Annotated in this window: 13 protein-coding genes; all 13 read left to right on the forward strand. The window is 38.0% G+C overall.

Features of this window, described 5'->3' with window-relative positions; genetic code table 11:
• Positions 1-36: 36 nt before the first annotated feature.
• Positions 37-297, forward strand: coding sequence for a biofilm formation stimulator Veg (veg, locus tag MHI22_RS16525; protein ID WP_004229199.1), 261 nt, complete (start codon positions 37-39; stop codon positions 295-297).
• A gap of 114 nt (positions 298-411) precedes the next feature.
• Positions 412-591, forward strand: coding sequence for a small, acid-soluble spore protein, alpha/beta type (locus MHI22_RS16530; RefSeq protein WP_036122317.1), 180 nt, complete (start codon positions 412-414; stop codon positions 589-591).
• Between the two features lie 221 nt (positions 592-812).
• Complete coding sequence (ispE, locus tag MHI22_RS16535; protein WP_036122319.1) at positions 813-1,679, forward strand: 4-(cytidine 5'-diphospho)-2-C-methyl-D-erythritol kinase; 867 nt, start codon at positions 813-815, stop codon at positions 1,677-1,679.
• A gap of 56 nt (positions 1,680-1,735) precedes the next feature.
• Positions 1,736-2,569: a pur operon repressor gene (gene purR / locus MHI22_RS16540; RefSeq protein WP_004229190.1), complete on the forward strand. Its 834-nt coding sequence runs from the start codon at positions 1,736-1,738 to the stop codon at positions 2,567-2,569.
• Positions 2,566-2,940: a Rid family detoxifying hydrolase gene (locus tag MHI22_RS16545; RefSeq protein WP_141905713.1), complete on the forward strand. Its 375-nt coding sequence runs from the start codon at positions 2,566-2,568 to the stop codon at positions 2,938-2,940. Before purR ends, MHI22_RS16545 begins: the two co-directional genes overlap by 4 nt.
• Before the next feature lie 219 nt (positions 2,941-3,159).
• Entirely contained in the window at positions 3,160-3,462 is a 303-nt protein-coding gene (spoVG, locus tag MHI22_RS16550; RefSeq protein WP_036122325.1) for a septation regulator SpoVG, read from the forward strand.
• A gap of 261 nt (positions 3,463-3,723) precedes the next feature.
• A complete protein-coding gene (gene glmU / locus MHI22_RS16555; RefSeq protein ID WP_141905714.1) occupies positions 3,724-5,094 on the forward strand; it encodes a bifunctional UDP-N-acetylglucosamine diphosphorylase/glucosamine-1-phosphate N-acetyltransferase GlmU in 1,371 nt (456 codons plus the stop codon).
• Positions 5,095-5,118: 24 nt separating this feature from the next.
• Positions 5,119-6,078: a ribose-phosphate diphosphokinase gene (locus MHI22_RS16560; protein ID WP_036122331.1), complete on the forward strand. Its 960-nt coding sequence runs from the start codon at positions 5,119-5,121 to the stop codon at positions 6,076-6,078.
• A 249-nt stretch (positions 6,079-6,327) separates the two neighbouring features.
• A complete protein-coding gene (locus tag MHI22_RS16565) occupies positions 6,328-6,918 on the forward strand; it encodes a 50S ribosomal protein L25/general stress protein Ctc (RefSeq protein ID WP_340812388.1) in 591 nt (196 codons plus the stop codon).
• A gap of 145 nt (positions 6,919-7,063) precedes the next feature.
• The gene (gene pth, locus MHI22_RS16570; RefSeq protein ID WP_036122336.1) at positions 7,064-7,630 is read left to right on the forward strand and encodes an aminoacyl-tRNA hydrolase; all 567 of its coding nucleotides are present in this window, start codon (positions 7,064-7,066) and stop codon (positions 7,628-7,630) included.
• A 245-nt stretch (positions 7,631-7,875) separates the two neighbouring features.
• Positions 7,876-8,103 carry an anti-sigma-F factor Fin gene (locus tag MHI22_RS16575; protein ID WP_004229176.1) on the forward strand — a complete coding sequence of 76 codons (228 nt, stop codon included), beginning with the start codon at positions 7,876-7,878 and terminating at the stop codon, positions 8,101-8,103.
• 142 nt (positions 8,104-8,245) lie between these two features.
• Positions 8,246-11,752, forward strand: coding sequence for a transcription-repair coupling factor (mfd, locus tag MHI22_RS16580; RefSeq protein WP_036122341.1), 3,507 nt, complete (start codon positions 8,246-8,248; stop codon positions 11,750-11,752).
• Between the two features lie 255 nt (positions 11,753-12,007).
• Positions 12,008-12,544, forward strand: coding sequence for a stage V sporulation protein T (gene spoVT, locus MHI22_RS16585; protein ID WP_036122344.1), 537 nt, complete (start codon positions 12,008-12,010; stop codon positions 12,542-12,544).
• The last annotated feature ends 51 nt before the right edge of the window (positions 12,545-12,595 follow it).

Below are 12,595 nucleotides of genomic sequence, written 5' to 3' on the forward strand. Positions count from 1 at the left end.
TCGCTTATACTAGTTAGTAGTGAGGTGTAAGCGAAAATGCCAAAAACTTTAGCGGACATTAAAAAGTCGTTGGATTGTCATTTGGGTAAACGTTTGCAATTAAAAGCAAATGGTGGTCGCAAGAAAACGGTTGAGTGTGCAGGGATATTACGTGAGACATATCGCGCTATCTTTGTAGTAGAGCTCGATCAAGAAGACAATACGTGCAAGCGCGTATCGTATAGCTACACAGATATTTTAACTGAAGCAGTAGAGATTACATTTTTAGACGAAGCAAAAGCTGCTGTCGCAAAATAGTTTCTAGTACTTATTTCTATATTTTAGAAACACTCATGTATGTTAAAAACTACATGAGTGTTTTGCGTTTTCACGGGCATACTAAATTCGTCAGTTGTTAAAGGAGGAGTTTATATGCCTAGAAAAGGTATCATGTCACCTCGATTAAAAGAAGAGATCGCAAAAGAGCTTGGATTTTATGATGTTGTGCAAAAGGAAGGCTGGGGCGGCATAAAAGCTCGAGATGCTGGTAATATGGTCAAACGTGCCATAGAAATGGCTGAACGGGCAAGTAATGAGCAAGAGCATAAGTAGGCTATTTTTATTAAAGTAGTCATCTTATAAAGTTTCATTCAGCAAGGATGAAAATCCTTACTGACACAACAAATACAACTGACGAGAGAGAGCCGTTACTCCGAACAGGGTAAACGGTTCTTTTTTTCCATTTTCGCATTCTCATTATGGTAAAATAAAATGAATAATCTTGCGCGAAAAAAAGAACTGTTTATACGTGTAGCTATAAGGGAGGAAGAAAGATGCTTTATGTAAAGGCGCCTGCAAAAATCAATTTAACATTAGATGTACTTTATAAAAGGCCAGATAATTTTCACGAAGTAGAGATGGTTATGACAACTGTCGATTTAGCTGATCGTATCAGTCTTGAATCTCGAGAAGACGGTGTTATTCAAATTATTTCAACAGATAATTTTGTACCAAATGATCATCGTAATTTTGCGTATCAGGCAGCGCGTCTCATTAAAGATACATACGGCATTAGGCAAGGTGTATCCATTACTATTGAAAAGGAAATACCCATTGCGGCTGGACTTGCAGGTGGCAGTAGTGATGCAGCAGCTACATTAAAGGGACTAAATGAGCTTTGGGATTTAGGGTTATCGATAGATGAATTAGCGGAGCTGGGTGCTAAAATTGGCTCGGATGTTTCGTTTTGTGTCTATGGTGGCACAGCACTCGCTACAGGCCGTGGAGAAAAAATAGCTGAATTACCAGCCCCTCCAAACTGTTGGGTTGTATTAGCAAAGCCTAAAATTGGCGTGTCAACGGCTGAGGTATATGGGGGTCTTAAGGTTGAAGGGTTGAAACATCCAAATACCAAGCAAATGATACAAGCGATAGAAACAAAAGATTATGAGCTATTATGTTCTTCATTAGGAAATGTTTTGGAAACTGTAACATTTAACTTACATCCAGAAGTTGTGATGTTAAAAGAACAAATGAAACGCTTTGGTGCAGATGCTACGTTAATGAGTGGAAGCGGCCCGACTGTGTTTGGACTAGTTGATAGTGAAGCTCGTGTTAGTCGCATTTATAATGGTTTACGTGGTTTTTGTGAGGAAGTTTATGCAGTGCGAATTTTAGGTGAGCGGAATACGCTTGCTTAGAAACGCAAATTTGTGTTAATTTTACCTATAAATATTCGTGTTTAGGAGAGGGTCGCATGAAATGGAAGCGTAGTGAACGACTAGTTGATATGACGTACTACTTACTAGAACATCCACATCAGCTGATCCCGCTAACTTATTTTTCAGAACTATATCAATCTGCGAAGTCATCCATTAGTGAGGATTTAACGATTGTAAAGGAAACATTCGAAGAAAAAGGAATCGGGTTATTGATGACAGTGCCAGGTGCTGCTGGAGGAGTAAAGTATATTCCGAAGATGTCCGAGGCAGAAGTACGTTTAGTCATTCAGGATTTAAAGGCAGAGCTTGAACATTCAGATCGATTGTTACCAGGCGGTTACTTATTTATGACAGATTTGCTAGGAAACCCAGATTTAATAAATCGTGTAGGGAAGGTCTTTGCTTCTGCCTTTGCAGATCAACAAATTGATGTCATAATGACTGTAGCAACTAAGGGGATATCCATTGCCCATGCCATTGCAAGACATTTAAATGTACCAGTAGTAGTTGTGAGAAGAGACAGTAAAGTAACTGAGGGCTCTACAGTTAGCATTAACTATGTGTCTGGTTCTTCCAGAAGAATTCAGACAATGGTATTATCAAAAAGAAGCATGAAGAGTGGACAACGTGTGTTAATTACTGACGACTTTATGAAGGTCGGTGGTACTATGAACGGCATGAAAAATCTATTAGAGGAATTTGACTGTCAGCTAGCAGGCATCGCGGTGCTTGTGGAGGCTGAGCATGCCGACGAAACTTTAGTAGATGATTATTATTCACTTGTAAAGCTTCATGAAGTGAACGAAAAAGATCGTACAATTGCATTAAGTGAAGGTAACTATTTTTCTAAAAGGGGACATGACAAATGAAAGTAGTAGCAACAACAAATGCGCCAGCAGCCATCGGACCATATTCACAGGGGATTATTGTTAACGGTATGTTTTATAGCTCTGGTCAAATTCCATTAACAGCTACAGGTGAATTAGTGGAAGGCGATATTACTGCTCAAACAAATCAAGTGTTCGCTAATTTAAAAGCAGTTTTAGCGGAAGCTGGAACTTCTTTAGATCATGTTGTGAAAACAACGGTCTTTATGAAAGATATGAACGACTTTGTCGCAATGAATGAGGTTTATGCAGGCCATTTTGGTGACCATAAACCAGCACGTTCAGCTGTAGAGGTAGCTCGTCTTCCGAAAGATGTAAAAGTAGAAATCGAAGTTATCGCAATCGTAAAATAAAATAATTCGTTAAGTTCCCTAAAGAGAAACGCTCTTCTTTTTAGGGAATTTTTTTAAGCTGACAAACAATTGTCAAAAATTCCGTATATAAGAAAAAATATTATTCTAATAAGTATTCAAATTTTTTAGAAAATTTGATAGACTATTAAAAGGAAAATATTCGGTAATTGAGGATATGATATTTTCATGAAGGCATCTAAGAAGAGAGGTGGTGAGAAAATGGAAGTTACTGATGTGAGATTACGTCGAGTACAGACGGATGGTCGCATGCGTGCGATTGCTTCCATTACACTTGACAATGAGTTTGTTGTTCATGATATTCGTGTAATTGATGGAAATACTGGTTTATTCGTAGCTATGCCAAGTAAACGAACACCGGATGGGGAGTTTAGAGATATTGCCCATCCAATTAATTCTGACACTCGAAATAAAATTCAAGAGATCATTTTAAACGCCTATCATAACTCTAGCGAAATAGAGGAAACGGGCAAAGAGGAAGAATTAGAGGGTATTGGTGTGTAATAAAAAGGGAATAAATACCTATTAAAGGATTTGCTACAAATTAATGTGTAGAAAATGAGGAAGAACTCTTCTAGTAGGAAGGGTTCTTTTTATTTTGATAAAAAGAGAATATGAGTAATTTTAGGATATACTTCATGACAATCGAGCATAAGGTGCAATGGATTTTGTAATTCATCTTTTTGTCAACTCTACATGCCTTGAAAATAGATGAATTTTGCTATATAGTCATAAGAGAAAATGAGCGTATTGGAGGACTTACAGATGAGCAATATTTTTGCTGTCATTTTGGCTGCAGGTCAAGGTACACGTATGAAGTCCAAATTATATAAAGTGCTCCATCCAGTATGTGGGAAACCAATGGTGCAACATGTGGTGGATCATATTCAAACGTTAGATGTAAATCGCATTGTAACGGTTGTTGGACATGGTGCAGAGAAAGTGCAACAACAGCTTGGAGATAAAAGCGAGTATGTTCTGCAGGCCGAACAGTTAGGTACAGCTCATGCTGTTCAACAAGCTGAGGCTATTTTAGGTAACGAAGAAGGAACTACATTAGTTGTATGTGGGGATACACCACTAATTCGTCCTGAAACAATGCAGGCTTTATTCGAACATCACCAAGCAAAGAATGCTAAAGCAACTATTTTAACAGCGATTGCGGAAAATCCAACTGGCTATGGTCGTATTTTACGTGGCGATAACGGACAGGTTGAGCAAATTGTTGAGCAAAAGGACGCTTCAGCAGAACAGCAATTAGTAAAAGAAATAAACACGGGCACATACTGCTTTGATAACAAATTGTTATTTGAAACATTGAAGCTTGTGAAAAATGACAATGCACAAGGTGAATATTATTTACCGGATGTCATTGAAATTTTACAAAAGCAAGGTGATATTGTTGAAGCTTATGTCACTGATGATTTTGAAGAAACATTAGGTGTCAATGATCGTGTAGCTTTGTCACAAGCTGAGACATTAATGCGTACGAGAATCAATGAAAAACATATGCGTAATGGTGTCACAATTATACATCCTGAAACAACGCATATTAGCGCAGACGCAGTTATTGGGCGCGATACGGTTATTCAACCAGGCTCAATGATTGAAGGTGCCACTGTTATCGGTGAAGATTGCATAATTGGACCAAATACTCAAATTGTAGATAGTCGCATTGGTGACCGCACAACTGTACATTCTTCTGTTGTACGTGAAAGCGCTATTGCGGATGATACAGCTATTGGGCCATTTGCTCATATTCGACCACTTTCAGACATCGGTAGCCATGTGAAAATTGGTAACTTTGTAGAAGTGAAGAAAAGCAAGCTAGATAATGACACGAAAGTATCACATTTAAGCTATATTGGTGATGCAGAAATAGGCAGTAACGTCAATATTGGCTGTGGTTCCATTACAGTAAATTATGATGGAAAAAACAAGTTCAAAACAATTATTGAAGATGATGTATTTGTAGGATGTAATACTAACTTAGTAGCACCAGTGAAAGTTGGAAAAGGTTCATTTATTGCAGCAGGTTCTACAATTACTAAAGAAGTTCCTGAAGACGCACTAGCAATAGCTCGTGCACGACAAGAAAACAAACCGAATTATGTAAGCAAATTAAATTCAAAATAATTATCAACTAAACAGGAGGCCATCATGCCGTATCATTATGCAAACTCACAATTAAAAATATTTTCACTTAATTCCAATAATCCATTAGCTCAAGAAATTGCGCAGGAAATGGGCGTTGAATTAGGTAAATCTTCTGTTAAGCACTTCAGCGATGGAGAAGTTCAAATTAGCATTGAAGAAAGTATTCGTGGTTGTGATGTGTTTATCGTGCAGTCTACTTCTGCACCAGTAAACGAACATTTAATGGAGCTTTTAATTATGGTAGATGCAGTTAAACGTGCGTCTGCTCGTACAGTAAACGTTGTAATGCCTTATTATGGTTATGCACGCCAAGACCGTAAAGCAAAGGCGCGTGAGCCAATTACAGCTAAATTAGTGGCTAACCTACTTGAGACTGCTGGTGCAACACGTGTTATCGTATTAGATTTACACGCACCTCAAATCCAAGGTTTCTTCGATATCTTAATTGACCACTTAATGGCGGTACCATTACTATCTGATTACTTCAAATCTAAAGGTATTCCAGATGATGAAATCGTGATTGTTTCACCAGACCATGGTGGGGTAACACGTGCTCGTAAAATGGCTGAACGATTAAAAGCACCGATTGCAATTATTGACAAACGTCGTCCGAAACCAAATGTTGCGGAAGTTATGAACATTGTTGGTAATGTTGATGGTAAAGTGGCAATCTTGATTGATGATATTATTGATACAGCAGGTACAATTACAATTGGTGCCGATGCTTTACGTGCTGCTGGCGCTAAAGAAGTTTATGCTTGCTGCTCACACCCTGTATTATCTGGCCCAGCGATTGAACGTATTGAAAACTCTTCTATTAAAGAATTAGTTGTGACAAATACAATTCAGTTGCCAGCAGAGAAAAAATCGCCTAAAATTACGGAGCTTTCTGTAGCTAAATTAATGGCTGATGCTATTTCTCGTGTTTATGAAAACAAATCTGTAAGTACTCTATTTGATTAATAAATATGGCGAGTTAAAGACAAATCTACCTTTTTGGGTGGATTTGTCTTTTTTATATTCATTTTTGTGAAGGTGACGTAATAGATGAGTGCTTTTGGTGTGAATCATCTCACAAAGGGGTATAATAGATAATGTGTCTTAATAATATTTACTCTAAGTTAAAAAATAGAGCTAAATATTATCATAGCCTTCAACAAATACATTGTTGATAAGGCGTAAATAATTTTCTTGGAAGGGGAATAAAGAGGTATGAGTACAGTATTAAGTGTTACAAGGCGCGAAACTGGGCATCGTTCGACATTAACCCAACTTAGAAAAGGGGGAGCCATTCCTGCAGTTATTTACGGCTATAAGTTAGATTCAACCCCAATTTCTATTGCTGCGAAAGATTTTAAAAAATCCATTCAAAAAAATGGGCAAAATAGTGTGTTTTCACTAGAGTTAGAGGGGGAAAAAGTGAATGCTGTTGTGTCAGAGGTACAGCAATGTTCATTGAAAGATGAAGTAAATCATGTCGACTTTTTAGCTATTAATATGGCTGAAGAGTTAGAAGCTGATGTTCCGATTAAATTACTTGGTCAGTCAGTTGGAGTAAGTGAGGGCGGTATTTTAATGCAGCCTAACTTAGAATTGAAAGTGAAAGTAAAACCTGCGGCGTTACCTGAATCAATTGATGTTGATATTTCAGCATTGAAAATCGGGGAAACCCTAACGGTAGCAGATATTCGTGAAAAAATACCTGTTGAAATCATCAGTGAAGATGACTATATATTAGTAACCGTTGTGGCGCCTCCTTCTGTAGGGGAAGAGACTACAGAAAGTGTGGAAGAGCAAGTATAAAAGTAAATAATAGGTAAGGCTAATAAGGAGGCTACGGCTTTCTTATTAGCCTTTTTTTATGTCAGTAGGATTGTACAAAATGCTTTCTAGGTGTGCTATATGGTAAAATAATGACTATTAGATTGGAAAGAAGAGAGAGGTACTTATGAAAATTATCGTTGGATTAGGAAATCCAGGTAAACCTTATGAACATACAAGACATAATATTGGCTTTGATGTTATTGATGCATTAGCAGAAAAATGGGGGACACCTTTAACAAACTCGAAATTTAATGGGATGTATACAACTGTACATCGACCTGAGGGAAAGGTTCTACTTGTTAAACCTTTAACATATATGAATTTATCAGGGGAATGTGTCGGTCCCCTTATGGATTATTTTGATATTGATGTAGAAGATTTGATTGTTATTTATGATGACTTAGATTTAGAAACAGGTAAATTACGTCTGCGACAAAAAGGAAGTGCAGGTGGTCATAACGGCATTAAATCCTTAATTCAGCATCTTGGTACTCAGGAATTTAATCGTATCCGAGTAGGGATTAGCCGCCCACCAGCTGGTATGAAGGTAGCAGACTATGTATTAGCAAGATTTTCAAAGGACGATCAAGGTCTTATTGAAGAAGCCATTGAAAATTCTGTAAATGCTGTTGAAGCATCTCTTTCAAAGCCATTTCTTGATGTGATGAATCACTTTAACGCTAGCAAATAGATGGAATGCCACTAATAAATTTCCGTTAAAGTCTTTGGATAATTGGACTGGTTTAAGGTGAATGACTACAGACCTTTTACTATCATGACAGCTGATGTTTGTAGTGATTAGTCTTCACTACAAGCAAAAATCAATTCTCTAATTTTCAAGTTATTGCAATGCGGATGACATTGGAAAGTGCATAATCCGTTTTATAAATGTCTATACTTTAAGTAGAAAGCTGCTTAAAGGAGGATGATTTGGAGATGTCAGTTCGCTACCGATGTCGGCATTGTGAAGTAGAAATAGGGACACTACCATTTGATGCAGATGATACAATTCGAAAATTGCATATTTTTGAATTGGGAGAAGCAGATGATTATGTTGAGAAAGATCAACATGGACAAACGACTGTGCACTGCATTTGTGAGCAATGTGAGGATTCGCTGAAACAATATCCAGATTATCACGCACTCAATAAATGGATTCAATAATTGGAAGGATGCTTTGACGCACTTCATGTGTGTTCAAGGCTTTTTCCATTTTATAAAATAGCTGATAAGAAAGATAAATAAAATAGTACTAGAATAATAGCATTGAAAATTTAGAATTTTATGCTGAAAGGAGCTTTTGACTGTGGAGGTTTTACGACAGCTTGTGTCGCAGGATAAACATATTACATCATTTTTACAGGAGATTCAGAGCGGTCAAACTGCATCACAGCTTATTACTGGTTTAACAGGAAGCGCACGCCCCGTAATGGTCGATGCGTTATTTGAGCATGTGAAGAAGCCAATCTACATTGTTTCTCCTAATCTACTGCAGGCACAAAAGATGGTTGATGAGCTTGCTGGATTATTAGGTGAAGAGCATGTTCATTATTATCCAGCGGATGAATTCATTGCAGCAGACCTTTCTGTTGCTTCACCAGAACTACGTGCGGAGCGAATCGCAACACTCGATTGCTTAGCTAGAGGTGAGAAGGCTGTCTACGTCATACCAGTGGCAGGTTTACGGAAAATAATGCAGCCTAAGGAACATTGGCTACAATATTTTTTACAAACAGCTGTAGGCGATGAGATTGAAATAGATACTTGGTTACAAACATTAGTTGAAATGGGCTATGTGCGTAATTCAATGGTAACGACACCTGGAGAATTTGCGTTGCGCGGAGGCATACTAGATATTTATCCACCTTATTTGGAAGCACCTATTCGAATTGAATTATTTGATACTGAGGTTGATTCCATACGAACATTTTCAGCAGATGATCAACGTTCGATTGATAAATTACAAAAGATTCGTATTCTTCCTGCTTCAGAGGTCATTCTAACTAAATTAGAAAGGCAGGCATTAGCAGGCCGTTTAGAAGCGGCATTGGCTGCAAGCCTAAAGAAGGTTAAAAAGCAGGAGACAAAGGAACTTCTGTATCAATATATTCAATATGATATAGAATTGTTACAGCAAGGGAATTTACCCGACTACGTAAATAAATATGGCTCATTATTATACGATAAAACAGCTTATTTAGGAGATTATTTTGCACAAGATGGTATTGTGCTCTTTGACGAGCTTGGACGCATTCAGGAAGTGATGGATGCATGGGAACGTGAAGAGGATGAATGGTTTTTATCTTTAATTGAAGAAGGAAAAATGGTTCATGATGTCAAACCTGCCTTTACATTAAAAGAAATACAAGCAATGTTGTCACAACAGAAGCTATCATTTTCATTATTTTCAAGAACATTTGCTGGAATAACGTTTAATAAGACAACTAATTTCTCTTGTAAGCCAATGCAGCAATTTCACGGACAAATGTCATTGCTTCAAACTGAAGTCGAACGTTGGTTACTTGGTAAATTTACCGTACTGATTGTTGCAAGAGATAAAGAACGTGTTAAACGGGTTCAGCACATGCTTGGAGAATACGATATTCATACGGCTATTGGTGAACCAACAGAACCTGGTATTTATATAGTAGATGGTGGCTTGTCGAGTGGCTTTGAGTTGCCACTGCAACGTTTAGCAATTGTGACAGAAGACGAGCTTTTTAAACAGCAGGCAAAGAAAAAAGCACGTACACAAAAAATGACTAATGCTGAACGTATTAAAAGCTATACGGAAATTAAACCAGGTGATTATGTTGTACATGTTCATCATGGGATTGGTAAATATATTGGTGTAGAAACATTAGAGGTCAATGGTACACATAAGGATTATTTGCATATTCGCTATCGTGCAGACGATAAACTATACGTACCTGTAGAACAAATAGACTTAATCCAAAAATATGTGGCGTCAGAGGATCGTGAACCGAAGCTACATAAATTAGGTGGCGCTGAATGGAAAAAGGCTAAAGCGAAGGTATCTTCTGCTGTACAGGATATTGCCGATGATTTAATTAAGCTATATGCGAAGCGTGAAGCTGAGAAGGGGCATGCTTTTACACCTGATAATGATGACCAGCGTAATTTCGAGTCATTGTTCCCTTATGAGGAAACAGAGGATCAGCTACGTTCTATTGTAGAAGTGAAACGAGATATGGAGCGAGAACGCCCTATGGACCGTTTAGTGTGCGGTGATGTAGGCTATGGTAAAACCGAGGTAGCCATTCGTGCAGCATTTAAAGCTATTCAAGATGGTAAACAGGTTGCATTCCTCGTTCCTACAACGATTTTAGCCCAGCAGCATTATGAAACCATCCGTGAGCGCTTTCAGGATTTTGCCATTAATGTTGGCCTGTTATCTCGTTTCCGAACGAAAAAGGAGCAGTCTGCCACATTAAAGGGCTTAAAAGAGGGGCGCGTTGATATAGTTATAGGAACACATCGAATTTTATCTAAAGATTTAATTTTCCAAGATCTTGGTTTGTTAATTGTTGACGAAGAACAACGCTTTGGTGTGACACATAAGGAAAAAATTAAACAGCTAAAGACAAATGTTGATGTTTTAACTTTAACGGCAACTCCAATCCCGAGGACACTTCACATGTCAATGGTAGGAGTCCGAGATTTATCTGTTATTGAAACGCCACCAGCTAACCGATTCCCGGTTCAAACGTATGTGATGGAGCACAGTGGCGCATTAGTGCGAGAAGCCATTGAGCGGGAAATGGCGCGTGGCGGACAAGTGTTTTATTTATATAACCGAGTAGAAGATATGGCTCGAAAGGTTGAGGAGATTCAAGTGCTTGTCCCTGAAGCACGTATAGGCTTTGCGCATGGAAAAATGACAGAGTCAGAGCTGGAATCTGTGATTTTAGCCTTTTTAGAGGGTGACTATGATGTGCTTGTTACAACAACCATTATTGAGACAGGCGTCGATATACCAAATGTGAATACATTAATTGTTCATGATGCTGATCGCATGGGCTTAGCGCAGCTCTATCAATTACGTGGACGTGTTGGTCGCTCTAACAGGGTAGCCTATGCGTACTTTATGTACCAGCGTGACAAAGTATTGACAGATGTAGCAGAACAACGATTGCAGGCAATTAAAGAATTTACTGAGCTAGGCTCCGGCTTTAAAATTGCTATGCGTGATTTATCTATTCGGGGAGCAGGTAACTTACTTGGTGCGCAGCAGCATGGCTTTATCGATTCAGTCGGCTTTGATTTATACTCACAAATGCTTCAGGATGCCATTGCTGAACGTCAAACAGGTGTGAAAAAAGAAGAAAAGCCAGATATAGAAATATTGCTAAGTGTTGATGCTTATATCCCTGATGCCTATATTCCAGATGGGTATCAAAAAATCCAAATGTATAAACGTATTAAGGCAATGGATCAGGTGGAGGAGTACGAAGAAATCATGGAGGAATTGGAGGATCGATTTGGCGATCTTCCAATAGAAACAGAGCGTCTACTACGAATAGCAAGAATGAAGGTTTGGGGCTTAGGTGCTGGAGTAGTATCTGTAAAGGAAAAGCAAAAAATTATTACTATCCTATTATCCGAACAGGGGACAGCCAATGTCGATGGCAGTAAGATTATTGAAGCGTCAATGAAGTTTGAGCGTGCTGTTGGCTTTGGTATGGATGGCATGCAGTTGAAATTAACAATCGATGAGCGTAAGAGCGGAAAATATCAACCCTTTGATATTTTGGAAGAGCTAATGCAAATTATCGATAAGGCAAAAAAATAGCAAAAGGCTAATCTTATCTTTTTATGGAAGAGATAAGATAGCCTTTTTATTTTTCCAGTTTTTTTTATGAATTGATTATAGAAATTTGTTCCTTGGGTAATCTAATAAGGAGTTGATTGATGTAAGTAATAAAGTTTTTTGAAAAAATTTGATGGTTGTGAAATCCTTTTTCTTCAGTTTTTGCATAGATTGTTTAAAAAAAAACCATACTATAGTTGAATAAAAATTTCATTGTAGCGAAAGCGAGGCATTAGAATGAAGGCAACAGGAATTGTTCGTCGTATTGATGATTTAGGGCGTGTGGTTATTCCGAAAGAAATTCGTAGGACGCTACGTATTCGTGAAGGCGACCCGCTTGAAATTTATACGGACCGTGAAGGTGAAGTCATATTAAAAAAATATTCGCCCATCAATGATTTGGGTGAATTTGCAAGAGAATATGTTGAAACACTTTATGAAACATTAGGAACACCAGCATTTGTCACTGACCGCGATGAGGTAATCGCAGTTGCAGGGATTGGTAAAAAGGAATATATTAACCGTCGCATTACATCCTTTGCGGAGAGCTTCATGGAAGAGCGCTCAACAAAAATAGAAAAAATGGAGACAACGATTGAAATTGTCCCTGGGCAATATGAGCAAGTGAAATCGTATTGTGCGACACCTATTATGGTGAACGGTGATCCGATAGGTTGCATTATTGCCTTATCTAAAGTACATTTTGTCGGTGAAGTAGAGGTAAAAGTAGTGGAAACAGCTGCAAACTTCTTAGCTAAACAAATGAATAGTTGATGCATGGAAAAGTTATTGCGATGACCTTTAAGGCTGAACAATAACTTTTTT

The organism is Lysinibacillus sp. FSL L8-0312 (assembly GCF_038003285.1).
In the GTDB taxonomy this organism is placed as follows: domain Bacteria; phylum Bacillota; class Bacilli; order Bacillales_A; family Planococcaceae; genus Lysinibacillus; species Lysinibacillus fusiformis_D.

What these genes read in the sequence shown, in the direction of transcription:
- veg (WP_004229199.1), top strand. Translation starts at nt 37, where the DNA reads ATGCCAAAAACTTTAGCGGACATTAAAAAGTCGTTGGATTGTCATTTG.
- MHI22_RS16530 (WP_036122317.1), top strand. Translation starts at nt 412, where the DNA reads ATGCCTAGAAAAGGTATCATGTCACCTCGATTAAAAGAAGAGATCGCA.
- ispE (WP_036122319.1), top strand. Translation starts at nt 813, where the DNA reads ATGCTTTATGTAAAGGCGCCTGCAAAAATCAATTTAACATTAGATGTA.
- purR (WP_004229190.1), top strand. Translation starts at nt 1,736, where the DNA reads ATGAAATGGAAGCGTAGTGAACGACTAGTTGATATGACGTACTACTTA.
- MHI22_RS16545 (WP_141905713.1), top strand. Translation starts at nt 2,566, where the DNA reads ATGAAAGTAGTAGCAACAACAAATGCGCCAGCAGCCATCGGACCATAT.
- spoVG (WP_036122325.1), top strand. Translation starts at nt 3,160, where the DNA reads ATGGAAGTTACTGATGTGAGATTACGTCGAGTACAGACGGATGGTCGC.
- glmU (WP_141905714.1), top strand. Translation starts at nt 3,724, where the DNA reads ATGAGCAATATTTTTGCTGTCATTTTGGCTGCAGGTCAAGGTACACGT.
- MHI22_RS16560 (WP_036122331.1), top strand. Translation starts at nt 5,119, where the DNA reads ATGCCGTATCATTATGCAAACTCACAATTAAAAATATTTTCACTTAAT.
- MHI22_RS16565 (WP_340812388.1), top strand. Translation starts at nt 6,328, where the DNA reads ATGAGTACAGTATTAAGTGTTACAAGGCGCGAAACTGGGCATCGTTCG.
- pth (WP_036122336.1), top strand. Translation starts at nt 7,064, where the DNA reads ATGAAAATTATCGTTGGATTAGGAAATCCAGGTAAACCTTATGAACAT.
- MHI22_RS16575 (WP_004229176.1), top strand. Translation starts at nt 7,876, where the DNA reads ATGTCAGTTCGCTACCGATGTCGGCATTGTGAAGTAGAAATAGGGACA.
- spoVT (WP_036122344.1), top strand. Translation starts at nt 12,008, where the DNA reads ATGAAGGCAACAGGAATTGTTCGTCGTATTGATGATTTAGGGCGTGTG.